This window comes from Microbacterium sp. BH-3-3-3, from assembly GCF_007679045.1.
Taxonomy (GTDB): domain Bacteria; phylum Actinomycetota; class Actinomycetes; order Actinomycetales; family Microbacteriaceae; genus Microbacterium; species Microbacterium algihabitans.
In genome coordinates, this window is record NZ_VEFS01000001.1 from 1,195,356 (window position 1) to 1,220,150 (window position 24,795).

Consider the following 24,795-nt stretch of genomic DNA (forward strand, 5'->3'; position numbering starts at 1 on the left):
GTGGGGACCTCGACCACCGTCTCCCCGATCCAAGGAGCTCCGATGCCGCACCGCATCCCCCTCGCCGTCGCGCTGGACGGCGCCGGCTGGCACCCGGCCGCGTGGCGTGAGCCCACGGCCCGACCCACCGAGCTCACCTCCGCCGCCTACTGGCGTGACCTCGCGCGCACCGCCGACGACGCCGGCATCGTGTTCGCGACGATCGAAGACGCGCTGAGCCTGGGCGGACGATCGAGCGAAGCGGATGCCGAGACCCGCCGCGACCGCGTCCGCGGGCGCCTTGATGCGGTGCTGCTGGCGTCGTTCCTGGCCCCGCACACGCGGCGTCTCGGTCTCGTGCCGACGGTCACGACGACCCACCCCGAGCCGTTCCACCTGGCCACGGGGTTGCAGACCCTCGACCACGTCAGCCGGGGACGCGGGGGCGTGCGCATCGTCGCCGGCTCCACCGCGCAGGAGCGCGCGAACTTCGGGCGCCGCGCCGACGGACCGACCGGGCTCCCGGCATCCGGTCGCGTCGAAGACGACCCCGCGCTGCTCGCCGCCTTCCGCGAGGCCGGAGAGGTGACCGAGGCCATCCGCCGCCTCGCCGACTCGTGGGAGGACGACGCGATCGTGCGCGACCTCGAGACGGGCAAGTTCCTCGACCGCGAGCGCGTGCACAACGTCGAGTTCGAGGGCGAGTTCTTCTCGATCACGGGGGCCTCGATCGTGCCGCGGTCTCCTCAGGGCCAGCCGCTCATCACGGCGCTGGCGCACCAGACGATCCCCTACCGCTTCGCCGCGGAGCACGCCGACCTCGTGTTCATCACGCCGGCGGATGCCGCGGCGGTGGCCGGCATCCTCGACGAGCTGTCCGCCCCCGAGCGCGAAGAGCCCCTCCGCGTCTTCGCCGACCTGCTCGTGCTCGTCGAAGACACGCGCGCAGAGGCCGAGGCGGTGTGGGAGCGCCTGCAGGAGCGCGCTCCGCTGCAGACGGACGCCCGCGTCGTGGTCGGCACCGCCGACGACGTCGTCGCCGAGATCCGCGCCCTCGCCGAGGCCGGGGTCGACGGCGTGCGCCTGCGCCCCGCGCGCCTGCCCGCCGACCTCGACCGGATCGCACGCCTCGTCGCGCCGCGGGCGGCGGATGCCGGCATCCTGGCCCCCGATGCCGGAGAGCCCACCCTGCGCGAACGGCTCGGACTCCCCCGCCCCGCCAGCCGCTACGCCCGACAGGAGGTCGGCGCATGAGCCGTCGCCAGGTCCACCTCGCCGCCCACTTCCCGGGCGTGAACAACACCACCGTGTGGACGGATCCTGCCGCGGGCAGCCAGATCGACTTCTCGTCGTTCGAGCACTTCGCCCGCACCGCCGAACGCGGATTCTTCGACTACCTCTTCCTCGCCGAGGGACTGCGCCTGCGCGAGCACCGCGGCCGGCTGCACGACCTCGACGTCGCCGGACGCCCGAACACCCTCGCGATCCTCACGGCCCTGGCCGCGGTGACCGAGCACATCGGCCTCGTCGGCACGCTCAACACCACCTTCAACGAGCCGTACGAGCTCGCCCGTCAGCTCGGCACGCTCGACCTGCTGTCGAACGGTCGCGCGGGGTGGAACGCCGTGACGAGCTCCGACGCGTTCCACGGCGCGAACTTCCGCCGCGGCGGCTACCTCGACCACGCCGACCGCTACGTGCGGGCCTCGGAGTTCGCCGCCCTGTCGAAGGCGCTCTGGTCGTCGTGGCGTGACGATGCGATCGTGGCGGATGCCGAGACCGGGGCGTTCCTCCGAGAAGACGCGATCGCGCGGGTGCGGCACGAGAGCCGCCTGTTCGACGTCGACGCGGTGTTCGACGTGCCGCGGTCGCCGCAGGGGCGACCGGTCATCGTGCAGGCGGGAGACTCCCCCGACGGCCGCGACTTCGCCACGCAGCACGCCGACGTGATCTTCTCGCTGCACACCGAGTTCGCCGACGCCCAGCAGTTCTACCGCGACGTCAAGGGCCGCCTGGCCGCGCACGGCCGCGACGAGGACTCGCTGAAGATCCTGCCCGCCGCGACCTTCGTGCTCGGCGACACCGCGGCCGAGGCGCGTGAGCGCTCGCGCGAGATCGCCCTCGCCCAGGTGCGGCCGCAGACGGCGATCACCTACCTCGAACAGATCTGGAACCGCGACTTCAGCGGCTACGACGCCGACGGTCCGCTCCCCGACGTCGAGCCCGACACCGGGGTCGAGACCGCGCAGGGCTTCGCCGGACGCCACGCCGCGATCCGCGCCCGCGTCGATCAGCTCCGCGCGCAGGCCGCCGCCGAGAAGCTGTCGATCCGCGAGCTCGTCATCCGCCTGACCGCGAAGCACACGTTCGTCGGGACGCCGGAGCACGTGGCATCCGAGATCGACCGCTACGTGCAGGAGCGCGCCACCGACGGGTTCACCGTGGTCGGACACGTGACCCCGCACGGCCTCGACGAGTTCACCGACAGAGTCGTGCCGCTGCTGCAGGAGCGCGGCTCGTACCGCCGCTCGTACGACGAGGGCGCGACGCTGCACGACCTGCTGGGCCTGCCTCCGGTCGCGCAGGAGGCAGCCGCACGATGACCGACGTCGTGATCGTGGGGGCGGGACCGCGGGCGGTGATGCTCGTGGAGCGCCTGCTCGCGCGGCGCACCCGCGACGCGTACCCGCCCCTGCGCATCACGCTGATCGACCCGTTTCCCCCGGGTGGCGGGCGCATCTGGCGTCACGAGCAGTCGGCCCTGCTCAAGCTGAACTCGATGGCGCGCGATGTGACGGTGTTCACCGACGACAGCTGCCTGATCGCCGGTCCGGTGCGATCGGGGCCGTCGCTCATCGAGTGGGCCGAGCGCGTGCGCGACGGGCGCCTGCCCGACGTCTCGATCGACGACCCCGCCCTGGCCGACGAGGTGCGCGAGCTGCGCGGCGACGGTTTTCCCACGCGGCGCCTGCAGAGCGCCTACCTCGACTGGTTCTGGCGGCGCACGGTCGCGATCGCGCCGCCCGGCGTCGAGGTGCAGTGGCACCAGGGCAGCGCCGAGTGGGTCGACGACACCGCCGAGGGGTGGGAGGTCGCCCTCTCGGACGGCACGCGGCTGCCCGCCGACCTCGTCGTCTACGCGCTCGGTCACACCGGCCGTGCGCCCGAGAACACCACCCTCGACGTGATCGCGACGGCCGCGGCGGCGGGCTTCACCTATCTCGAGCCCTCCTTCACCGCCGACGCCGACCTCTCGCGTCTCGCACCGGGCGCCGACGTGATCGTGCGCGGCATGGGATTGGCGGCGGTGGATGCCGTGGTGCTCCTGACCCAGGGGCGCGGGGGTCGCTTCTCCCGCACGTCGGCCGGGCACCTGATCTACACCCCCTCGGGTGCGGAGCCGCGGCTGCACCTGGGCTCGCGGCGCGGGGTGCCGTACCGCTCGAAGGTCGCCTCGCAGCTGCAGGGCGACGCGCCCGCGCGCGAGGTGCTCACCCCCGCGGCGGTCACCGCCCTGCTCGACCGCCCCGGCACGGTCGACTTCACTGACGACGTGTGGCCGCTCATCGCGCGCGAGCTCGTGTGGGGGCACTACCGCGAACTGTTCACCGGCCACCCCGAGCGGGTCACCACGACGTGGGAGGCCTTCCGCGAGACGCTGCGTCAGGTCGACGGTGACACCGACGCCCTGCGCCGCGCCGTGCGCGAGGTCGTCCACGACCCCCTCGACCGCTTCGACGTGCCCCGCCTCGACCGGCCGCTCGGCGACGAGACCTTCGTCGACGCAGACGCCGTGCACGACCGCGTGCGCCGACACGTGGCCGACGACCTACTCCTGCGCACCTCGCAGGATCACAGCGCGAGCCAGGCGCTGTTCCTGACGATCCTCGGGGCGTTCCTCGCTCTGGCCGACATCCCGCCCGAACGGTGGAGTGCGCGCTCGCGCGCCGTCGACCTGCCGATCACGTGGCACGCGTTCTTCAGCTACGTCGCCTCGGGGCCACCCGCCCACCGTCTCGAAGAGCTGCTCGCCCTGGCAGATGCCGGGGTGGTGCGCTTCCTCGGGCCCGACCTGTCGGTGCGCCTCGACGAGCAGCGCGGTTTCGTCGCGACGACCTCTCGCGCGCCCGGTGAGGTGGTCGCCGATGCGCTCGTCGACGCCTGGCTGCCCGCGGCCGGCGCCGCCGCCAGCGACAACCCGGCGCTGCGAGAGCTCGCGACGCGACACGGGCGCGAAGTGCACGTCGCGGACGACGCCTACACCGGCTCGCTCGGCCGCATCGAGGTCGACCCCGACGGACGCGTGATCGGTCGCGACGGGGCGGCCCACGCGACGATGTTCGCCCTGGGTCCTTTCACCGCGGGACCGGAGGCGGGTGCCTTCACCCGGCCGCAGTCCAACGCCCTCTCGCTGCGCCACACCGACCGGGTGGCCGAGGCCGTGACGGCGGCGGCGAGCGCGGTCGCCTCGGCCCGGTCGACAGCGCGGGTGCGCGTGGCGTCGCGCTGACCCCGCGCTCGCGCTCCCGCCCCGGCGCCTCCGCCCCGCGCCCCATCCTGTTTGAGCGTCCAAGAAACGCCGCGCCTCCACGGCGGCCGCGGCGTGTTTCGGACGCTCAACGGGGATGAAACGGCCGCACCGCCTCAGCGCAGGCGCCGCGCGATCTCGGCCAACGCTTCGGCGAACGACTCCTCGGCGCCCTCGCGCCCGCCCGACAGATTCACCCCCACGACGCCGGGCAGGGCCAGCATCTCCTCGGCGAGCGCGACCGCGAGGGCGATCCCCTCGGCGCGCGGGTCGCGGGCCGACCGCACGCGCGAGAGGAAGCCGTCGGGCAGCACGAGCGTCGTGAACGACTCGAGCAGGTCGGCCGACGCGGCATCGACGACCACCGGCACGCAGGGGATGTAGCGGATGCCGTCGCCCGCCGCCTCGATGAAGCGGCGCACCGGCGCGGCTCCGCCGGCATGGTTGACGAAGCACACGTCGGCCCCCGCGCGCTGCTTCTCGCGCAGCCGTGCCGCACGCCGCTCGATCGGGGGTGCGGCCGGCGACGCTGCCACCGACACGACGTGCCCCGCGGCGCGGGCGAGCGCGGCGGCCTCGGTGGAGTCCAGGTCGAACACCGGCGCGGCATCCGGTCGATCTCCGGTGCGGGTGTGGTCGCCGGTCACGCAGTGCACTCCGGCGACCCCCTCCACGGCGAGCGCGGCGAGTTCGCCCTCGATCGCGACGCGGTTGCGGTCGCGCATATTGAGGCCGGTCCACACGCGCAGACCCCGTGACTGCAGAAGGTGTGCGCGGTAGGCGGGTGGGAACTGCACGCGCGCGCTTCCCGCGTCGCCGGCGAGCACGGCATCCACTTCTCCGGCGAGGATCGCGGCGCACGAGTCGATGGATGCCACGCTCAGCGCCCGCGCGGGCAGATCGGCGACCACCCACGGGCGCGTCCCGAGCGCCGCCAGGGTCGCTGCCGCCGCCGCCGAGCGCGACCCGGGCATCACGGCGACCGTGCGATCGACCCCCGTCCACGGCACGGTCGGCCGGTGCAGGAACGCGCACCGATGCGCGGCGTCGATCTCGCACGAGCCGTCGAATCCGACGCCCCCGCAGGGGCCGTACTCCATGCGCTTCGGGCAGGCGTCGATCAGCGGCAGCGAGGTCATGGCGGGAGTGTAGGGACCGCGTGTTTCCGCGAATGTTCGTGACGGCAACATTGCCGAAATGCGCGGTGCCTACGCTCGGCGATACCCGCTGCCCCATCCCCCGGGAGGTCGCCATGATCACGGCCGGCACCACGTTCGGTTCCGACGTCGACGACGTCGACGCACTCACCGACGACCCGCTCGCCCTGCTCGTGCGGTGGCTGCCGCCGCACGACAGCGAGCTGCGACCGCTCGCCGCCCTGGCCACCGTGGGCCTCGACGGGCTTCCCTCGCTGCGGCACGTGCTGGCGAGCGAGTGCGACACCGAGGGCCTCACCTTCCACACCGACGCCCAGAGCGCCAAGGCCGCCGAACTCGCCCAGAACCCGGTCGCGGCGATGTCGATCGCCTGGCCCGAGATCGGTCGGCAGCTCGTGGTGCGCGGCACCGTCGAGCAGGTCTCGGCGGCGGATGCCGCGAAGGTGTACTCCGAGCGGTCGCGGTACCTGCAGCTGTTGGCCTGGACGAACACCCGCGAGAACGCGCACCTGCCCGTCGACGAACGTCATCGCCTGTGGGCGGAGTTCGACGACGCGCACCCGCAGCTCGACCCGCCCGCCCGCTGGGTCGGGTTCCGCCTGCGCCCGCGAACGCTCACCTTCTGGCGCGGCGACCCCGCCGGTCAGAGCACGCGCCAGCACTACACGCTCGTCGACGGCCGCTGGTCGGGCGAGATCCTGGCGGGCTGACGTGGACATCACCACCGTCACCTCATTCCGCGCCGCGCGCTCGCGCGCCGACCTCGCGCTGCGTCCCGGCGAGGTCGTCATGGCCGGGGGCACCTGGCTGATGAGCGAGCCGCAGCCCGACACCACCGGCTTCGTCGACCTCACCACCCTCGGCTGGCCCGACCTCGAGATCACCGACGACGGCCTGCGCATCGGGGCGACCTGCACCATCGCGCGTCTGCTCGCGTGGGCAGAGCGCGAGGCGCCCGCGGCCTGGACCTCGCTCGAGCTCGCCCGCCCCGCCGCCGATGCGCTGCTCGCGTCGTTCAAGATCTGGAACACCGCCACCGTCGGCGGCAACGTCTGCCAAGCCTTCGCCGCCGGCGCGATGATCGCCTTGCTCGCGACGCTGGATGCCACGGCCCTCATCTGGACGCCCGACGGCGGCGAGCGCCGCGCGGCCGTGGCCGACCTGGTGGTCGACAACGCCGCGAACGCGCTCGCGCCGGGTGAGGTCGTGCGCGCCCTCGACGTCCCCGCGCGGTCGCTGTCGTCGCGGGTGGGCCTGCAGAAGATCGCGCTGGCCGAGCTCGGTCGCTCCGGCGCCGTCGTCACCGCCCGCGTCGACCCCGACGGCTCCGCGGTGTTCGTGGTGACCGCCGCGGTGCGCCGCCCCCGCGTGCTGCGCTTCTCGCGCGTGCCCGGAGCGGGCGAACTGCGGGATGCCGTGGCATCCGCCCCCGACTTCTACACCGATCCGCTCGGCAGTGCCGACTGGCGTCGGGGAGTGAGCGTCGTGCTCGCCGAACGACTGCGCGCGCGCTTCGCGCGTGAGCTGCAGGAAGGTGCCGCGTGAGGTTCGAGGTCAACGGCTCCCCCGTCGAGGTCGATCCCCGCCCCGGTCAGAGCGCCCGCACGCTCCTGCGCGAGGCCGGACACGTCGAGGTGAAGAAGGGCTGCGATGCGGGCGACTGCGGCGCGTGCTCGGTGCTGCTCGACGGTACGCCGACGCACTCGTGCATCATTCCCGCGATGCGACTCGAGGGGCGTGCGATCACCACTGCGGCCGGCCTGGCCCCCGGCGACGAGCTCCACCCCGTGCAGGAGGCCCTGGCGAGAGGCTTCGGATTCCAGTGCGGCTTCTGCACGCCCGGCATGAGCGTGACGGCCTCGACCCTGACCCCCGACGACCTCGGCGACCTCGACCGGCGCATGAAGGGCAACCTCTGCCGGTGCACCGGGTACCGCCCGATCCGCGAGGCGATCCGCTCATCGGTGCTGGGGCCGGTGCGCGAGACAGGGTCCGCAGCGCCGGCCGCGGCGCCCGCCGGCTGCGGCGGGACGTGCGCGGGGCACGACACGACTCCTGCAGATCCGCCCCTCACGGCTCCCTCGACCCCTGCACCTGCCGATCTGCAGGAGGTGTGCACGCCGACCTCCCCCACCGGACGCGTCGGCACCTCCGCCATCCCCGAGGCCGCGCGCCGCATCGTCCAGGGTCGCGAGCCCTTCACCTTCGACGAGCCCGTGCCCGGCGGACCACCGCTCGTGCTGCGCGTCGTGACCTCGCCGCACGCCCACGCCCGGGTCGTCTCGATCGACACCGCGGCCGCGCGGGCGATCCCGGGCGTCGTGGCCGTCTTCACCCACGACGACGTCCCCGCCGTGCGCTACTCGACCGGCCGCCATGAACACCGCACCGACGACCCCGACGACACGCGCATGCTCGACGACGTCGTGCGTCACGTCGGCCAGCGGATCGTCGCGGTCGTCGCCGAGACGGCCGAAGCAGCCGATGCCGGATGCCGTGCCGTCGAGGTCGAGTACGAGGTGCTGCCCGCGGTGTTCGACCCCGAAGAGGCACGCCGGCCCGGAGCCCCGCTGCTGCACCCCGACCGCACACCCGACGAGCGCGTGATGGATGCCGGCCGCAACGTCGTCGCGGGCTTCCACACCGGTCACGGCGGCGACATCGACGCGGCCCTCGCCGCGAGCCACACCACCGTGACGGGCGAATGGCGCTCGTCGCGCGTGACCCACGCGGCGCTCGAGACGCACGGCGCCGTCGGCTGGATGGACGACGACGGTCGCCTCGTGATCCGCTCGTCGACGCAGGTGCCCTTCCTCGTGCGCAACGAGCTCGCGCACGTGTTCGACCTCGAGCGCGATCGCGTGCGCGTCTATGCGACGCGCGTGGGCGGCGGATTCGGCGGCAAGCAGGAGCTCTTCACCGAAGACCTCACCGCGCTCGCGGTGCTGCGCCTCGGACGCCCGGTCGCGTACGAGTACTCGCGCACCGATCAGTTCGTGCGGGCCTCGCTGCGGCATCCGATGCGCGTGCGCACCACCCTGGGGGCGGATGCCGACGGCACCCTCACCGCGATGAAGCTCGACGTGCTGAGCGACACCGGGGCCTACGGCAACCACGCGATCGGCGTGCTGTTCCACTCGTGCGCCGAGTCGACGACGCTGTACCGCGTGCCGACGAAGTGGATCGACGCCGAGGCGGTCTACACGAACAACCCGCCCTCCGGCGCGTTCCGCGGATACGGGCTCGGACAGGTGGTGTTCGCCGTCGAATCCGCCATGGACGCCCTCGCGCAGGAGCTCGACATCGACCCCTTCGACCTGCGCCGCATCAACGCCGTGCGCGAGGGCGACCCGCTGCACCCCGACGCCGACGAGAAGTACGAAGAAGACCTGATCTGGGGCAGCTACGGCCTCGACCAGTGCCTCGACCTCGCGCAAGACGCGCTGCGACGCGGCAACGGCGTCGACGCCCCCGACGGCTGGCTCGTCGGCGAAGGGATGTCGGCCGCGATGATCGCCACCATGGCGCCGCGCGGACACATCGCCCACACCACCGCGACCCTGCGTGCCGACGGCACCTACGTGCTGCGGGTCGGCACGGCCGAGTTCGGCAACGGCACCTCGACCGTTCACCGCCAGATCGCGGCCACCGTGCTCGAGGCACCCCTCGAGCGCCTGCACCTGTGGGCCGCCGACACCGACGCGGTCCGCCACGACACCGGCGCGTTCGCCTCCGCGGGAACCGTCGTCGCCGGAAAGGCGCTGTACGGCGCCTGCCTGTCGCTGAAGCGCCGGATGATCGCCATCGCCGCCGAGCTGTCGGGGGCGGATGCCGCGGGCGCCGAGGTCACGGCATCCGGAATCTCATTCGCGGGCGAGACCGTGACGTGGGCGCGGATCGTCGCCGCAGGGGGCGGAGACGACCTGACCGCCGACGGGGCCGAGTTCGGCGACTTCCGCTCGCTCGCCTTCAACGTGCACGCCGTACGCGTGGCCGTCGACCCCGAGACGGGGACGGTGAAGGTGCTGCAGTCGATCCAGTCCGCCGACGCCGGCGTCGTGATCAACCCCGCGCAGTGCCGCGGCCAGATCGAGGGCGGCGCCGCGCAGGCCCTCGGCGGTGCGCTGTACGAAGAGGTGCTGCTCGAAGACGGCGTCGTGCAGAACCCGGTGTTCCGCACGTACCGCGTGCCGCAGTTCGCCGACGTGCCCGACACCGAGGTGTACTTCGCCGAGACCGACGACACCCTCGGCCCGTTCGGCGCGAAGTCGATGAGCGAGTCGCCGTACAACCCCGTCGGGGCCGCGATCGGCAACGCCGTCTCGCGCGCGCTCGGCCGCCGCGGATACGAACTGCCGTTCTCGCGCGACCGCGTGTGGAGGCTCGCGGGCGGGGAGTGAGCAGGGCCCGCGGCCGGCGGGCCCGCCAGCGGGGTTTGGGGTCTTGCTCCGGCTCCGGTGTCGGCGGGGCCCGCCAGCGGGGGATTTGGGGCGCGTTTCGTCCTTCGGGGCGGAAAATCCACGCCCCAAACGAGAGGATCCGCCCCAAACCGGTGAACGTCGGGGCGGCGCGTAGGTCCCGGGCTGCGGAGGCGACTGGCTTCGGCCCAGGCGCGTCGGCGGGGGATTTGGGGCGCGTTTCGTCGTTCGGGGCGAACAATTCACGCCCCAAACGCAAGAACCTGCCCCAAAACCGGTGAAGCTGAGGTCGGCGCGTAGGCCACGGGCTGAGGACATCACTGGCTTCGGCCCCGGGCGCGCCGGCACGGTTTGGGGCGCGTTTCGTCGTTCGGGGCGGACGAATCACGCCCCGAACGCAAAAATCCGCCCCGGAACCGGGAGCTCAGAGGGGCGTCGCGGTTCCCCGCACGAGAATGCCCCCGGATGCCGGGACCTCGACCTCGAGCACGCTCGGCCGCCCGATGTGCCGGCCCTGCCGCACGGTGAAGGCGAACGGTGCGTCGAGACCCAGGCGGTCGCGGAGGTACGCACCGAGCGAGGCAGCGGCGGAACCCGTCGCGGGATCCTCGGTGATGTCGCCGACCGGGAAGAGGTTGCGCGCCTCGGCGACGAGGCCGTCGACGAGGTCGCCCTCCACGTGGACCGTGATGACGGTGCCTTTCCATCCGCGCTCGTCCATGAGCATCCGCAACGCAGCGGGGTCGAACGCGAACGAATCGAACGTCCCGCGGGAGGCGATCGCGACCACCGGGTGCAGGTTGCCGGCGAAGGCCTGGGCGAGCGGCATCCGCTCATCGAGGTCGTCGGAGCGCAGGCCCAGGATGCCGAGGAGGCGGACGGCGACGTCCGCGTCGAGGTCGGTCGTGGAGGGATCGACGCTGGTGAAACCGGCGGTGATGCGGCCCTCGGCGTCGCGGGCGGTCGACACCTCGACGATGCCCGCCGCGGTGTCGAACGTGAACGGCCCGACGCCTTCGGCCTCGGCGAGCGCAACGGCGGTCGCGATCGTGGCGTGTCCGCAGAAGGGGACCTCGGCTCCGGGCGAGAAGTAGCGCACGGCGACCCGGCGACCGTCGCGCTCACCGACGAAAGCGGTCTCGGGGTGGCCGAGGTCGGTGGCGATGCGCTTCATCTGCGCGGCATCGAGGGCCACGGCATCCAGGACGACGCCCGCCGGATTGCCTCCACCCGGCTCGGCGGCGAAGGCGAGCAGTTCGAGGATCGAGGGAGCGGAGGTCATGCGTCCATTCTCGCCGGGGGCCGAGTGCTGCGGAGCTGCCTTGGCGTTGCGCGCTTCCTTGAACGCGACGATCGCCGACCACACGGCAGCGACCGGGAGGGCGATGCACGCGCCGAACCACCAGCGCTCGCGATCGCCGACACGATGGGGACCGCAGCGCGGGGGGCTGTCCCCGAACACGTCGTAGAGCAGGAGGTCCCACGCGAGAGAGGGGTACACCCACGGCGCGCCGATCGCCCCCCACAGCCACAACGCACCTCGTCCCGCGGTGAAACGCACATGAGGCTCATGCACCTTCATCCACCACGCTCGCCAGAACGCTCCGGCCGTCAGCGCCACCGACCACAACACCCACGCCAAGGTCCACCACACCGACCTCGGGCCGACGATCGCGGCTGCCTGCTCGGTCGTGAGCCCGTAGGCCGCAGGCATGCCGCGCACAGCCCCGAGCACGCCGAGCCACCACGCCGAGGGCGCGGGACGGTCGCGCTTGATGAAGACCATGCGCCGGGGCCACGTCTGCCGCCCCACTAACGACCGCCCCCGCACGCCCCGCGCCCCGGGGCCACGACCGACGCCCCGAACCGGGCGCAACCGACCCCTCAGCGCACCTCCGCCCCGAGGTGCAGCACCGCCTCGGCGAGGGCACGCAGGCCCGCCGCCACGTCGGCGCCCGCGACGTCCTCGGCGGGGTGGTGGCTGATGCCGTCGGGGTTGCGTAGGAAGAGCATGCCCACGTCGGTGATCGCACCGATCGCCATGGCGTCGTGACCGGCGCGACTGAAAAGGGTGGGGGCGTCGCCGCCGATGCCCGCGCGCACGACGTCCTGCAGCAGCGGAGCGCAGAACACCGCCGGCGCGCTGTGCACCTCTCGGGCGTGCCAGCGCAGGCTCCGGCGTCCCATGATCGCGTCGAGCTCGCGTGAGATCTCGTCCCACACGTGGTCGCGCGTGGCGTCGAACTCTCCGCGCAGGTCGAGCGAGAGGTGCGCCTCGCCGGGCACGACGTTGACCGCGCCGGGGAAGGCCTCGAGCTGACCGACCGTGCCCACGATGTGGTGCTCGCCGCGGCAGATCCGCTCGACCGCCAGCGCGGCCTCGCTCGCGCCGAGCAGGGCGTCGCGCCGCATGTCGTAGGGCGTGCCTCCCGCGTGCCGCGCCTCACCCTCGACGACGAGCTGGAACCGCCGGGCCGACGCGATCGACGACACCGCCGCGAGAGCCTGGCCACTGCGGTGCAGCTCGGGCGCCTGTTCGATGTGCGCCTCGAGGTACGCCACGAGCTGGTCGGGCCGGCGCGCGGCCTCGCCCACGCGGCCCGGGTCGAGCCCGAAGTCGCGGAAAGCCTCGCGCAGGGTGAGTCCGTCGGCATCCGCCAACTCCCACCACGCGGGGTCCCACTGACCGGCCACGGCCGACGAGCCCAGCAGGGCCTTGCCGAACCGCGTTCCCTCTTCGTCGCTGAAGGCGATGACCTCGAGGGCGAAGGGGAAGGGGCTGGATGCCGTGCCCTCATCGTCGACGCGGCGCAGCAGCCGCACGACCTCGAGCGCCATCAGCACCCCGACGATGCCGTCGTAGCGCCCCGCGTCGGGCACCGTGTCCAGGTGCGATCCGAGCAGGAGCGCGGGAGCGTCGGGTACCCCGGCCGGGGCGAGGCGGCCGACCTGATTGCCCGCGGCGTCCTGCCGGGTGGTCATGCCGAGCTCGCGCATCCACTCGGCGGCGAGGCGGTTGACGCGTGCGTGCTCGGGCGAGAGGTAGACGCGGGTGATCGATCCGGGCGTCGAGGTGACGCGGGCGAGCTCTTCGCAGCGCCCCATGACGCGGCGCGCGGCCGAGGCGATGCGCTCTTCCGACACCTGAAGGCGAGTGGATGCCGTCATGCCCAGGCCCCGCGGCCGCCGCAACCCGTCGCGGGATCGCGCACGCCGCGCCCGGCGCCGGTCGCCCTCACGCTCCCGCCCCCGCGTACACGCCCTGCGCGGCCTCGACTCCGCCGCCGGACGCGACCGCGGCACCGTGCCGGCGCAGCACCGCCTCGAGGGCAGCGAGGGTGGTGAGCACCGCGTCTTTGCGCGCGTTGTAGCCCATCGTGCCGATGCGCCAGACGCGGCCGTGCAGCGGCCCGAACGACGTGCCGATCTCGATGCCGAAGTCGCTCAACAGCTCGCTGCGCACGGCGTCGCCCACGACGTCATCCGGGATCTCGACCGCCACCACGTTGGTCATCTTGTGCGCGACGTCGCCGAACACGGTCAGGCCGAGGCCCTCGACCCCTGCGAGCATCGCGTCGCCGTGCAGCTGGTGACGCGCGATGACCTCGTCGCGCCCCTCGAGCAGCAGCACCCGCGCGCATTCCCGGGCGCCGTAGAGCATGGTCGTCGCCTCCGTGTGGTGGTTGAGGCGGCGCGGCCCCCAGTAGTCGAGGATCATCGCGAGGTCGAAGTAGTTCGAGCGGATGAAGTCGGATGCCGAGGCGTCGCCCTCTTCGCGGATGCCGGCCTCGACGCGGGCGCGCGAGCGCACGACCTCGACGGCGCGGTCCGACAGGCTCAGCGGGGCCGACCCCGACGGCCCGCCGAGGCATTTCTGCAGGCCGGCGGTCGCGGCATCCAGGCCCCAGGCGTCCATCTCGAAGGGGTTGCCGCCGAGCGAGGCGGTGGCGTCGGTGTAGAACAGCGCGCCGTGGGCGCGGCAGATCTCGCCGATCTCCTCCAACGGTTGGAGCATCGTCGTGGAGGTGTCGCCCTGCACGCACGCGACGAGGTGGGGCTTCACCCGCTCGATCGCCTCGTGGATCGTCGACACCGGGAACACCTGCCCCCACGGCACCTCGATCGTGTGCACCTCGGCGAGCGCGCGCTCGGCGATCTCGGCCAGCAGGTGACCGAAGCGGCCGAACACCGGCACGAGCACGCGATCGCCCGGGCGGATCAGCGACACCATCGCTGCCTCGATCCCCGCGCGACTCGTGCCGTCGATCAGCAGGGTCGCATCGTTCGCGGTGCCCCAGACCTGGCGGTACAGCTCCTGCGTCTCGGTCATGGTCGCCGTCATGAACGGGTCGTACTGGCCGACCAGCGGCGCCCCCATCGCGCGCAGCACGCTGGGGTAGGCCGAGATGGGACCGGGGCCCATCAGCAGGCGCGCGGGCGGGTCGATCGGGCCGGGGAGGTGGGACATCAGGACTCCGTGGTGCGGGGGCGGGCGGGGGAAAGGAACGAGGGGGCGTGCGCAACTCCGGAGGTCCTCGTCCGGGCGGGGGCGGATGCCGTGCGAGAGCCGCTCAGTCCCCGGATTCTCCGGAGTTCGGCCCGCCCGACGCGCGAGACGGCCCGGCCGGCGCGTGAGAAGGCCCGCCCGGCGCGTGAGAAGGCCCGCCCGGCGCTCGAGACGGCCCGCCCGACGCGCGAGACGGCCCGCCCGGCGCTCGAGACGGTCACCGGATGCCCCCGGCGAGCGCGGCGAAGCGCCGAGCCAAGCGGACGAGCGCGATGTCGGTGCCGGCACGCGAGACGAGGCAGACGCCGACCGGAGCGCCGCCGACGCGCAGCAGCGGGATCGACACGGCGGGGAGGCCGGCGGCGGCGGCGGGCGCGGTCATGCGCAGGGTCGCGGCGCGCACGGCGTCGACGTCGGCGGTGCGCAGCGGCGCGGGACCGGGCACGGTCGGGAACACCATCACGGCACCGTCGACGACCTCGGCCAGGAGGGCGGCGATCGGTTCGAGCTCGGCGCGCGCGGCGGCCTCGTCGTACGCGGTGATCTGCGACGCGACACGGAAGCGCTCGGCCACGGCCGGCCCCACGGCGCCGGGGTGCGCGCGCAGCCAGTCGCCGTCGTTGCGCCACGCCTCGGCGCCCTGCACGGTGCGGAACGCCGAGAAGGTGGCATCCAGATCGCCCATGTGCACCGCGCGGAACGAGGGAGGGTCGTCGGATGCCGCGAGCGCGGCGAGCAGTCGGCTGAACGCCTCGCGGGTCGCCGGCTCGACGCAGTCGAGCACCTCTTCGGGCACGACGAACCGCCACGGCAGGTCGTCGCCCGAGGCTCCGTAGACGTTCTCGGTCGAGCTCGAGCCGTCGTAGCTGAGGCACCAGTCGGCCACGCGCTGCAGAGTCTCGCCGTCGCGCGTGAGCCAGCCGATCGTGTCGAACGACTGCGCGAGCGGAAGCATGCCCTGCCGGGGCACGAGGTCATGGGTCGTGCGCAGGCCCCAGAGCCCCTGATACGAGGCGGGCACGCGGATCGACCCCGCGGTGTCGGTGGCGAGGCCGATGTCGGCGTGGCCGAGGGCGACGGCGGACGCGGGGCCGCTCGACGATCCGCCAGGCAGCGCGCCGACCACCGCACCGTTGGGCGGGGTGCCGTAGTGCACGTTGTCACCGGCGATCGAGTAGGCGAACTCGTCGGTCCGCGCGATGCCGCGCAGCGACGCCCCTGCGCGCAGCAGGTCGGCGACGGCCGGGGCCGTGGCCTTTTCGGGCCGTGCCTCTTCGAGGTAGGTCGGGTTGCCCGCCCCGATGCGGAAGCCAGCGATGGCGAACAGGTCTTTCACCGCGACGGTCAGGCCGGCCAGCGGCCCCTCCCACGCTCCCTGCAGGAACGGGTCGCCCACGCTCCGCCAGATCGTGCGATCGAGTGCCGGCGTACGGGGCGTGACGTGCGCGGCCGTGATGAGCCACCGGCCATCGATGCGCTGCCACACCTGGGTCTGCAGGCCGCGGCCTCCGCCGACGAACTGCGACACCGACATGAGCAGGGCGCTGTCGGAACCGAGCGGGCGGTAGTGGATCTCGGCGATCTCACGCGCGGGCACTCCCCCGCGCAGGGCTCGGAACCCGCTGATCGCGTCGTGCCCGACGAGCAGGCCCGCAGTGTCGCCGCGGAGCGTCTCGGGTCCGGGCGCGAAGAAGTCGTCGAGCGCGTCGAGGTCGTTCGCCACGATCGCCCGCTCGTACGCGTCGAAGGCGGCACGCAGGTCGGCGGGGATCGCCGGGGCGCCGGCGGGCGCCGCGGGCGCGGGCATGGCGGGCGCGGGCGTGGCGGGCTCGGGCGTAATGGGCTCGGGCGTCGCCCCCGTGGCATCCGTCATGATCGGCGCCCCTCTCCGCGCTTCGTCGAGTGTCCGAAACACCCGGACCATCCGAAGAATCGTCCGGGTGTTTTGGACACTCGACGGGCAGGGGCAGCGTCGCCAGCGCCCGGCGCGAACGGCCGGGCCACGACGTCGGCGTCGGCGTCGAAGCCGGCGCCGAACGGCAGGGCGTCAGCCGCCTCGGCACGGGCCAGGGCGGCGGCGAGGACGGGGCTCATGCGACGTCTCCTTCTTCTTCGTGCGGCGCCGGACCGTCGACGGGCTCGGGTTCCGCGGCGGCGTCGGGGGCGGATGCCAGCGGCATGGGCTCCACGGCTGCGACGTCCGCGAAGTCGGCCTCGCGGATGCGGGCGTGCACCCCCGAGACGATGTCGACCACCTGCGAGATGTCGAAGTCGGTCGCCGCGCTCAGGTAGGCGTAGGCGAGGTGCTCGTCCATGCCCCAGCGCCCGCCGAGCAACGCCAGCGACGACCGCACGCACGCGCGCATCGCGGCGTCGAGGTCGGGGTCCATGCCGGTCGGCACGAGGTAGTCGGGCGTCCGCACGAGCGGTCCGGTCACCTCGCCGAACGCCGCGCGGGCGGCATCCGCGGGGATCACCTCGAAGCGCAGGGTGGCGCGCAGCGAGGCCTCGAGAGCGGTGAGCGCCACCTCTCCGTCGCCCTGCGCGAAGTGCGGGTCGCCGACGTAGGCCAGCGCCCCCTCGACCTGCACGGGGAGGAAGAGCGTGGTCCCCTCGACGAGCAGGTTGATGTCGATGTTGCCGCCGTGGGTTCCGGGCGGCACCGAGTGCGGGCGCTCCTCCCCCGCGACGGCGACGCCCATCGTGCCGAGGAACGGCGCGAGCGGGTACGACACGATCGGCTCGGCGCCCTCGACCACGGGGAGGGTGCCGTAGCGGATGCCGTCGCGCTCGACGACGGCCGAGAACACGCTGACTTTGTGCTCGCCGCGGGGCAGCTCGCCGACCAGGGCACCCTTGCCGTGGCGGTTCGAGATCACGCCGTACGGCACGCGCGGCACGAGGGTCTCGACCGTGATCTTCAGCAGGTCGCCGGGGTGCGCTCCGCGCACGTGCACGGGTCCGACGACCACGTGGGGGCCGTCGGCGAACGGGTCTCGGGGGGCGGATGCCGCGATCTCGACCGCATCGTCGAGCACCTGATCCGCGGGCACGCCGTGGCCCGCGAAGAACGCGCGCGGGTCTTTGCCCTGGTCGTCGAGGATGCCCTCGTGGCTCACGGTGTCGAAGGTGACGCTCTCGCCCGAGGCGACCTCGAGCACGGCGGCGTCGGTCGCGCACGGGAGGCGTCCCCACAGCACGGTGTCGAGGGTCGCGGCGACGTAGTGATCGCCGGGGATCGGCCCGGTGTGGGGCTGCAGGATCGGGAAGGCGCGGGTGCCGGCGCGGTGGCTGAGCCTGTCGAAGCCGCCCTCCACCACGCTCACGCCTCCACCACCGCTGCCGCCCGCAGCAGCTCGCGGCCCTCGCGCTCGGTGACCGCGGCGCCGCGCCGGTAGACCGAAGCCCCCCGCAACCAGGTCTCGCGCACCACGCCGGTGAGCGTCTGCCCGTGCCACGGCGACACGGGGTTGCGGTACTCCAGCGCCGCGGCATCCACCGTGAACTGCTCGTCGGGGGCGAAAGCCACGAGGTGCGCGGGAGCCCCCACCTCGATCACACCGAGCCCCTCGAGCCCGGCGATGCGCGCGGGGCCGGTGGTCATCAGGGGCAGCAGCGTCTCGAAGGCGAGTCCTCGCGCCCGGGCGGTGGAGTGCACCGCCGACAGCCCCGTCTGGAGTCCCGCGATGCCGCCCCAGGCCAGCCCGAAGTCGGGGTTGTCCTTGAGGGCGACGGTGGCCGGGGAGTGATCGCTGACGATCGCGTCGATCGTTCCGTCGACCACGCCCGCCCACAGCAGGTCGGGGTTATCGCCGCCGCGGATCGGAGGGCAGCACTTGAACGCCCCGGCACCGTCGGGCACGGCCGCGGCATCGAGGGTGAGGTAGTGGGGACACGTCTCGATCGTCAGGCGCACGCCCTCGGCCTTGGCGGCGCGCACGGCGTCGAGCGACCCGCCGTCGGAGACGTGCACGATGTGGGCACGCGCCCCGGTGCGCCGCGCGGCGTCGATCACGCGCTGGATCGCGGCGCGCTCGCTCAGCGGAGGGCGACTCGCCTCGAAGTCGGCGTAGTGCGGGCCCAGCGCTCCGTCGGCGTGGAGGTGCGCCGGGTCTTCCGCGTGCACGATGAGCAGCCCGTCGAACTCCGCGAGCTCGGCGAGACACCGCTCGAGCTGCTCGGGGTCGAGGTGACCGAACTCGTCGATGCCGCTCGGTGACAGGAAGCACTTGAAGCCCACGACCCCGGCATCCGCCATCGCCCGCAGCGAACCGAGGTTCTCGGGCACGGCGCCGCCCCAGTACGCGACGTCGACGGCGAGCTTGCCGCGGGCGGCGGCGCGCTTGAGCTGCAGCGCCTCGATCGTGGTGGTCACCGGCGAGCTGTTCAGCGGCATGTCGACGACCGTGGTCACGCCTCCGGCCGCGGCCGCCGCGGTTCCGGTCGCGAAGCCCTCCCACTCGGTGCGCCCGGGTTCGTCGAGGTGCACGTGCGAGTCGACGAGGCCCGGCAGCAGCACGGCGTCGGCGGGCAGGACCGTGTCGGCGGAGACGTCGAACGACTCGATGCTCGCGACGAGTCCGTCGTCGATCACGACGGTGGCGGGGGTGAACGCACCGTCGAGATAGACCCGGCGGGCAGCGATCCGTGTGCTCATGCCGCTCACGCTAAGGGCCTCGCGTTTCGCGAATGTAACCGTCATCAACATTCATGCGAACACCTCGGCGCCGCGAGTCACGTCGTCGCGGTTCGGGGCGGATCCCGGCGTTCGGGGCGCAGATTTTCCGCCCCGAACGACAGAATCCGCCCCGAACCCGAGCTGACCGGCCCCGGCCGCGCCCGCGAACTCGCGCGGCGGCCGCGCGTACTCATCGCGCTTGCTCGTGCCCAGGCCCATGCGCACCATCCCGGCTGCCATGCCCACCGCAGCCGCGACCCCGTCGACGACCGGCACCCCCACGCGTGCGGTCAGCTCGGCGCACAGGTCGGCCATGCCGGCGCAGCCGAGCACGATGACGTCGGCGCCGGAGGCCGCGGCATCCGCGCTCAGTTCGGCGATGGTGGAAACGGCGGCGGATGCCGTGTCTTCGAGGTCCAGGACCGGGATGCCGGTCGCGGCCAGCGAGACGCACGCCCGCTCCATGCCGTACCGGGAGACGAGGTCGTGCGCGCGCCCGAGCGTGCGGCTGAGCGTCGTGACCACCCCGAAGTGCCGCCCCGACACCGCGGCCAGGTGCATCGCCGCCTCGGCGATGCCCAGCACGGGCACCTCGACCAGTTCGCGGGCCGCATCGAGCCCCGGGTCGCCGAAGCACGCAATGACGTAGGCGTCCGCGGGGTCGGGGCCGTCGCGGTCGGCCGCGATGAGCTCGACCACGGCGGCGGCCGCGGCGATCTCGTCGACGTGGCTCTCGATGGCGGCCGCCCCGACCTGCGGGCAGACGGCGTCGATGTCGACATCGGGTCCCGCCACCCCCCGGGCGGCGTCCGCGATCTTCGCGGTCATCGCCCGGGAGGTGTTGGGGTTGACGAGCAGGATCCTCACGCGAGCGTCTCGCGCGGGGTTGCGGCATCCGGAGCCGTGTTCGCGAGCACCGGCACGGCCTCTCCGTCCGGCGCCTCGGCCGCCTGATCGACCGTGCCGTCGGAGATGCCGTCGGTCTCGCCGTCGAAGGTCGGAACCCGAGGGTCGAGGCGCTCGAAGAGCAGGAAGAGCACGAAGCCGAGACCGCAGCCGATGAACCAGCTGTAGTCGCTCACCCACGACACGTCGAACAGCCCCAGGTCGGCGAAGAGCTTCGGGAAGATCGCGATGGCCACCGTGGGCACGCCCGCGGCGATGACGGCCTTGACCGCGTTGGGGTTGAAGCCGTTGCGGTACCAGTAGGGCCCGGCGGGGTCCATCGTGAACATCGCGTCGACCTTCACCCGCTGGCGCGCGGCGAAGTAGTAGCCGGCGATCAGGATGCCGAACAGGGGCCCGATCAGCGCACCCAGCACGCCCAGCGAGTAGTGGATCGCGTCGCTGTTGGAGTACCAGTTCCAGGGCATGAGGAAGGTCGAGCCGACCGCGGCGATCATGCCGCCCGCGCGCCACGAGATCTTCTTCGGGGCGACGTTGGAGAAGTCGAACGCGGGCGAGATGAAGTTCGCGACGATGTTGATGCCGACGGTGGCCGTGACGAAGGTGAGCCCGCCCAGCAGGATCGCGAAGGGCGTGTCGATCTGCTCGACCGTCTTGATCGGGTCGGTGATGAGGGATCCGAACACGGGGACCGTGGCCGAGGCGGTGATGACGGTGAGCAGCGAGAAGAAGACGAAGTTGATCGGCAGTCCCCAGAAGTTGCCCTTCTTCACCGCGGCGAAGCTCTTGCCGTAGCGGGCGAAGTCGCCGAAGTTCAGCATCGGGCCCGAGAAGTACGACACGACCAGGGCGATCGCGGCGAACATCACCGGGATCGAGGCCCAGAAGTCGAGCTGCACCGTCGACAGGGTGAAGGAGATGTTCTGGATGCCGGCCTGAGACACGAGGTACACAGCGAGCACGATCATGACGAGGTAGACCGCGGGACCGGCCCAGTCGATGAAGCGGCGGATGACCTCCATGCCGTTCCAGAAGAGGAGGAACTGCGCGGTCCACAGGATCGCGTACGAGATCCAGCCGAGCGCCGACAGCCCGGCGAACGACACGTCGAGCAGGGCCGCGGAACCCGGGATGAACTTGAGGAACACGATGTTCAGCGATTCGGCCGCGAGGAAGGTCTGCACCCCGTACCAGGCGATCGCGATGAGCCCGCGGATGATCGCGGGGATGTTCGCACCCCGGATGCCGAAGACCACGCGGTTGATGACCGGGAAGGGCACACCCGTCTTCTGGCTGGGCTTGGCGACCATGTTGGCGAAGACCTGCACGATGACGATGCCGGCGATCAGCGCCACGAGCACCTGCCACGACTGCAGGCCGAGGGCGAAGAGCGAGCCGGCCGTGACGTAGCCGCCGACGGAGTGCACGTCGCTCATCCAGAAGGCGAAGATGTTGTAGCTCGACCACCTCTGCTTGCGCAGGGGAGCCAGGTCTTCGTTGGCGAGACGGTCATCGTAGTGCGGCTTCATGTTGCCGCCCCCGTGGGGGTGGCCGGCGGCCTCCACGAGATCGTGGAGACCGGTGAGCGGGGTGGAAGTCATGTCATTCCTCTCAGGACGATGGATGCCACGACGTGGAGTCCGCGGCCGGAGTGGAGCTCTGATGTGAAGTTATGGGTTCACACTGCCCGGCTGGTTTCGCTCGTGTAACGAGCGTGTGAAGTCGCTCCTTCACGCTTTTCGCCTCCCTAGACTCGGGACATGTCGCAGCCGCCCCTCGCCGAAGCCACCGCCGTCGAGCCGGATTCGGCGGGCGTCGGGGCACGGATCCGCGACCTGCGGCAGGCGCGCGGCATCTCGGCGCGGGCGCTCGCGAAGTCACTCGGCATCTCCCCCAGCGCCGTGTCGCAGATCGAACGCGGAGTGATGCAGCCGAGCGTCTCGCGCCTGATCGCCATCACCGACGCACTGGGCGTTCCGCTCGTGGCGGCCTTCGACGCGGCATCCGACCGTCCGATCGAACCCGTCGGGCCCTCGGGCTTCACGCTGCAGCGCGCCGGGCAGTCGCCCGACATCGTGCTCGACAGCGGGGTGTCGTTCCGCCGGCTCACCCCCGGCACCTCGCCCGGGGTCGACTACTTCGAATCGATCTACCCGCCCGGAGCCTCGGCCCACGGAGCCGACGGTCTGTTCCACCACGAGGGCTACGAGGTCGGCACCGTCGTCGCGGGCGAGCTCACCATCGACTTCGAGGCCGAGCGGGTGATCCTGCGTTCGGGCGACGCCATCAGCTACCCCTGCTCGGTCCCGCACCGCCTGCACAACACGGGCGAGGCCGACGCCGTGGCGCACTGGTTGATCGTGCACGCCTGACGCGGCGGCCCGGGTTGGGGCGGATTCCGCCGTTCGGGGCGCGAATCGCACGCCCCAAAGGACGGATCTCGCCCCAAACCTGTGGACGGCGGCCGGAATGTTCCCCACAGCAACATCGCCGACACATCCCGCCACAGCGCCGTAACGCGGTCGGCCTAGCGTGACCTGCATGCACCTGCACCACTTCCATGCCCTCGACGAGGCGGATGCCACGGCGGTGGTCCGCGTGTGGGCCGACATCCCCGGCTGGGTCGACGCCGTCGTCGGCGGTCGCCCCTACGCCGACGTCGACGCCCTCGCCGCCTACGCCGGTGACCTCGCTTCGACCTGGTCACCGCAGGACCTCGAGGCGGCCCTGCACGCCCACCCGCGCATCGGCGCGAAGGTCGCGGGCGACGGCGCTGAAGCGACCGCGTCGCGGCGCGAGCAGGGGTCGATGGCCTCCGCCGCCGATGACGACGTGGCGGCGATCGCGGCCGGCAACGCCGCCTACGAGGAGCGGTTCGGCCGCGTCTTCCTCATCCGCGCGGCGGGGCGCACGCCCGGCGAGATGCGCGCGGAGCTCGAACGACGCCTGTCGAACGACCCCGACGCCGAGACGATCGAGGCGACCCGCCAGCTCGCCGAGATCGCGCTGCTGCGCCTGCGCACCACCTTCGCCGACGACGCTCTCGCCGAACCGGAGGCCGCCGAATGACGCACCTGACGAGTCACGTGCTCGACGCCACCGCGGGGATTCCCGCCGCCGGCGTCACCCTCACGCTCGCCCACCGTGGCGGCGCGACGGTCGACACCGCCACCACCGACGCCGACGGGCGGGCGAGCCTCGGCCCCGACCTCCTGGCCGACGGCGACTACACCCTCACCTTCGCCACCGGCGCGTACTTCCGCGCCCGCGGTGTTCCCTCGTTTCACCCGGAGGTCGTCGTGACCGTCACCGTCGGCGGTGAGGCGCACCTGCACGTGCCCCTTCTGCTGAGCCCGTTCGCCTATTCGACCTACCGCGGCAGCTGAGGAGCGACATGAAGGTCATCGTCATCGGCGCCGGCGTCGGCGGCACCTCCGCCGCCCTGGCCCTGCAGAAGCTCGGACACGAGGTCGTCGTATACGACCGCATGCGCGAGAACCGCCCCGTCGGTGCGGCGCTGTCGCTGTGGTCCAACGGCGTGAAGGTGCTCAACTGGCTCGGCCTCGGCGCCCAGGTGGCAGCCCTCGGCGGCCGCATGGACGACATGGCCTACTACGACGGCCACACCGGCGACGAGATGTGCCGCTTCAGCCTCGCCCCCGTGACCGCGCAGACCGGGCAGCGCCCCTACCCCGTGGCGCGCGCCGATCTGCAGCAGTTGATGATGGATGCCGTGGGCGCCGAGAACATCCGGCTCGGCCGCCAGCTGACCGGGGTCTCCGAGGCAGACGGGGTCGTCACCGCGACCTTCGCCGACGGCTCCATCGACACCGCTGACCTTCTCATCGGCGCCGACGGCGCCCGCTCGATCGCGCGCGATTACGTGACCGAGCCCGCCGGCATCCGTCCCGAGCGTCGGTACTCCGGGTACGTCAACTACAACGGTCTCGTCGCGGCCGACCCGCGCATCGGCCCGCTGGATCAGTGGACCACCTACGTCGGCGACGGCAAGCGCTGCGCCGTCATGCCCGTCGCCGGCGACCGCTTCTATTTCTTCGTCGACGTGCCCGGGCCCTCGGGTGTCACCGAAGACCGCATGGCCGCCCTTGAGCACGCGTTCGGCTCGTGGGGCGCCCCCGGCGTGCGCGCTCTGCTCGACGGCATCGACCCCGACGAGTCGCTCAACCGCGTCGAGATCTGGGACATCGACCCGTTCGACACCTGGGTGCGCGGGCGCGTGGCGATCCTCGGCGACGCCGCGCACAACACCGCCCCCGACATCGGCCAGGGCGCCTGCTCGGCACTCGAAGACAGCTTCGCCCTCGGCATCGTCTTCGCGACCTCGACTCTCGGCGTCGAGGACTCGCTGAAGCGCTACGAGCGCATCCGCACCGAGCGTGCGGGCGACCTGGTGCTGCGCGCCCGCAAACGCGCGCACGAAACGCACGCGTTCGACGTGGACACGACCCAGGCCTGGTACGACGGCCTGCGCCGCGAAGACGGCACCGGCGTCATCCGCGGCATCGTGGGCAACATCGACGGCAGCCCGGTCGAGCTCGGAGCCAGCGTCCTGGGCTGAGGGCGGCCGTCACGCGCCGCGTGGGCGGTACACAACTCCGGTG

General features: G+C 72.6%; 20 protein-coding genes. 10 read left to right on the plus strand and 10 right to left on the minus strand.

What is annotated here, in order from left to right; genetic code table 11:
- The first annotated feature begins 42 nt into the window (after positions 1 to 42).
- Genes FS769_RS05590 through FS769_RS05600 form a run of 3 tightly spaced genes read left to right on the plus strand, consistent with a single transcriptional unit; the run spans position 43 to position 4,489 of the window.
- The gene (locus tag FS769_RS05590; protein WP_144830473.1) at positions 43 to 1,233 is read left to right on the plus strand and encodes an LLM class flavin-dependent oxidoreductase; all 1,191 of its coding nucleotides are present in this window, start codon (positions 43 to 45) and stop codon (positions 1,231 to 1,233) included.
- Positions 1,230 to 2,582 carry an NtaA/DmoA family FMN-dependent monooxygenase gene (locus FS769_RS05595; RefSeq protein ID WP_144830476.1) on the plus strand — a complete coding sequence of 451 codons (1,353 nt, stop codon included), beginning with the start codon at positions 1,230 to 1,232 and terminating at the stop codon, positions 2,580 to 2,582. Before FS769_RS05590 ends, FS769_RS05595 begins: the two co-directional genes overlap by 4 nt.
- Complete coding sequence (locus tag FS769_RS05600; RefSeq protein WP_144830479.1) at positions 2,579 to 4,489, plus strand: FAD/NAD(P)-binding domain-containing protein; 1,911 nt, start codon at positions 2,579 to 2,581, stop codon at positions 4,487 to 4,489. Before FS769_RS05595 ends, FS769_RS05600 begins: the two co-directional genes overlap by 4 nt.
- Positions 4,490 to 4,623: 134 nt before the next feature.
- Here the strand turns inward: FS769_RS05600 and FS769_RS05605 are convergent, their stop codons facing one another.
- A complete protein-coding gene (locus tag FS769_RS05605) occupies positions 4,624 to 5,646 on the minus strand; it encodes a methylenetetrahydrofolate reductase C-terminal domain-containing protein (RefSeq protein WP_144830482.1) in 1,023 nt (340 codons plus the stop codon).
- Positions 5,647 to 5,759: 113 nt separating this feature from the next.
- On the opposite strand from FS769_RS05605, the gene FS769_RS05610 reads away from it, so the two are divergent.
- Genes FS769_RS05610 through FS769_RS05620 form a run of 3 tightly spaced genes read left to right on the plus strand, consistent with a single transcriptional unit; the run spans position 5,760 to position 10,064 of the window.
- The gene (locus FS769_RS05610) at positions 5,760 to 6,374 is read left to right on the plus strand and encodes a pyridoxal 5'-phosphate synthase (RefSeq protein ID WP_144830484.1); all 615 of its coding nucleotides are present in this window, start codon (positions 5,760 to 5,762) and stop codon (positions 6,372 to 6,374) included.
- Between the two features lies 1 nt (position 6,375).
- Positions 6,376 to 7,209 (plus strand): FAD binding domain-containing protein, encoded by an 834-nt coding sequence (locus FS769_RS05615; protein ID WP_144830487.1) that lies wholly within the window; start codon positions 6,376 to 6,378, stop codon positions 7,207 to 7,209.
- The gene (locus FS769_RS05620) at positions 7,206 to 10,064 is read left to right on the plus strand and encodes a molybdopterin-dependent oxidoreductase (RefSeq protein WP_144830489.1); all 2,859 of its coding nucleotides are present in this window, start codon (positions 7,206 to 7,208) and stop codon (positions 10,062 to 10,064) included. The genes FS769_RS05615 and FS769_RS05620 overlap by 4 nt, the downstream gene beginning before the upstream one ends.
- A gap of 442 nt (positions 10,065 to 10,506) precedes the next feature.
- Here the strand turns inward: FS769_RS05620 and FS769_RS17165 are convergent, their stop codons facing one another.
- The 9 genes from FS769_RS17165 to FS769_RS05665 form a co-directional block, all read right to left on the minus strand.
- The gene (locus tag FS769_RS17165) at positions 10,507 to 11,868 is read right to left on the minus strand and encodes a PhzF family phenazine biosynthesis isomerase (RefSeq protein ID WP_313959268.1); all 1,362 of its coding nucleotides are present in this window, start codon (positions 11,866 to 11,868) and stop codon (positions 10,507 to 10,509) included.
- A gap of 98 nt (positions 11,869 to 11,966) precedes the next feature.
- Complete coding sequence (locus FS769_RS05630; protein WP_144783285.1) at positions 11,967 to 13,250, minus strand: allantoate amidohydrolase; 1,284 nt, start codon at positions 13,248 to 13,250, stop codon at positions 11,967 to 11,969.
- Positions 13,251 to 13,317: 67 nt separating this feature from the next.
- On the minus strand, positions 13,318 to 14,550 hold the full coding sequence (locus FS769_RS05635; protein ID WP_144830492.1) for an alanine--glyoxylate aminotransferase family protein: 1,233 nt from the start codon (positions 14,548 to 14,550) through the stop codon (positions 13,318 to 13,320).
- A 256-nt stretch (positions 14,551 to 14,806) separates the two neighbouring features.
- Positions 14,807 to 16,462: an AtzH-like domain-containing protein gene (locus FS769_RS05640; RefSeq protein ID WP_144830495.1), complete on the minus strand. Its 1,656-nt coding sequence runs from the start codon at positions 16,460 to 16,462 to the stop codon at positions 14,807 to 14,809.
- On the minus strand, positions 16,459 to 16,683 hold the full coding sequence (locus tag FS769_RS05645; RefSeq protein ID WP_144830498.1) for a hypothetical protein: 225 nt from the start codon (positions 16,681 to 16,683) through the stop codon (positions 16,459 to 16,461). The genes FS769_RS05640 and FS769_RS05645 overlap by 4 nt, the downstream gene beginning before the upstream one ends.
- The gene (locus FS769_RS05650; protein ID WP_260979719.1) at positions 16,680 to 17,909 is read right to left on the minus strand and encodes an acetamidase/formamidase family protein; all 1,230 of its coding nucleotides are present in this window, start codon (positions 17,907 to 17,909) and stop codon (positions 16,680 to 16,682) included. The genes FS769_RS05645 and FS769_RS05650 overlap by 4 nt, the downstream gene beginning before the upstream one ends.
- Before the next feature lie 2 nt (positions 17,910 to 17,911).
- A complete protein-coding gene (gene allB / locus FS769_RS05655; RefSeq protein ID WP_186325434.1) occupies positions 17,912 to 19,246 on the minus strand; it encodes an allantoinase AllB in 1,335 nt (444 codons plus the stop codon).
- A 51-nt stretch (positions 19,247 to 19,297) separates the two neighbouring features.
- On the minus strand, positions 19,298 to 20,134 hold the full coding sequence (locus FS769_RS05660; protein ID WP_144830505.1) for an aspartate/glutamate racemase family protein: 837 nt from the start codon (positions 20,132 to 20,134) through the stop codon (positions 19,298 to 19,300).
- Complete coding sequence (locus FS769_RS05665; protein WP_260979700.1) at positions 20,131 to 21,774, minus strand: NCS1 family nucleobase:cation symporter-1; 1,644 nt, start codon at positions 21,772 to 21,774, stop codon at positions 20,131 to 20,133. Before FS769_RS05665 ends, FS769_RS05660 begins: the two co-directional genes overlap by 4 nt.
- A 159-nt stretch (positions 21,775 to 21,933) precedes the next feature.
- Here FS769_RS05665 and FS769_RS05670 point away from each other — a divergent pair, with 159 nt between their 5' ends.
- The 4 genes from FS769_RS05670 (at position 21,934) to hpxO (ending at position 24,752) form a co-directional block, all read left to right on the plus strand.
- Positions 21,934 to 22,545: a helix-turn-helix domain-containing protein gene (locus tag FS769_RS05670; protein WP_144830508.1), complete on the plus strand. Its 612-nt coding sequence runs from the start codon at positions 21,934 to 21,936 to the stop codon at positions 22,543 to 22,545.
- Positions 22,546 to 22,714: 169 nt separating this feature from the next.
- Positions 22,715 to 23,242: a 2-oxo-4-hydroxy-4-carboxy-5-ureidoimidazoline decarboxylase gene (gene uraD, locus FS769_RS05675; RefSeq protein WP_144830511.1), complete on the plus strand. Its 528-nt coding sequence runs from the start codon at positions 22,715 to 22,717 to the stop codon at positions 23,240 to 23,242.
- Complete coding sequence (uraH, locus tag FS769_RS05680; protein WP_144830514.1) at positions 23,239 to 23,559, plus strand: hydroxyisourate hydrolase; 321 nt, start codon at positions 23,239 to 23,241, stop codon at positions 23,557 to 23,559. The genes uraD and uraH overlap by 4 nt, the downstream gene beginning before the upstream one ends.
- 8 nt (positions 23,560 to 23,567) lie before the next feature.
- On the plus strand, positions 23,568 to 24,752 hold the full coding sequence (hpxO, locus tag FS769_RS05685; RefSeq protein WP_144830517.1) for an FAD-dependent urate hydroxylase HpxO: 1,185 nt from the start codon (positions 23,568 to 23,570) through the stop codon (positions 24,750 to 24,752).
- Positions 24,753 to 24,795 lie beyond the last annotated feature (43 nt).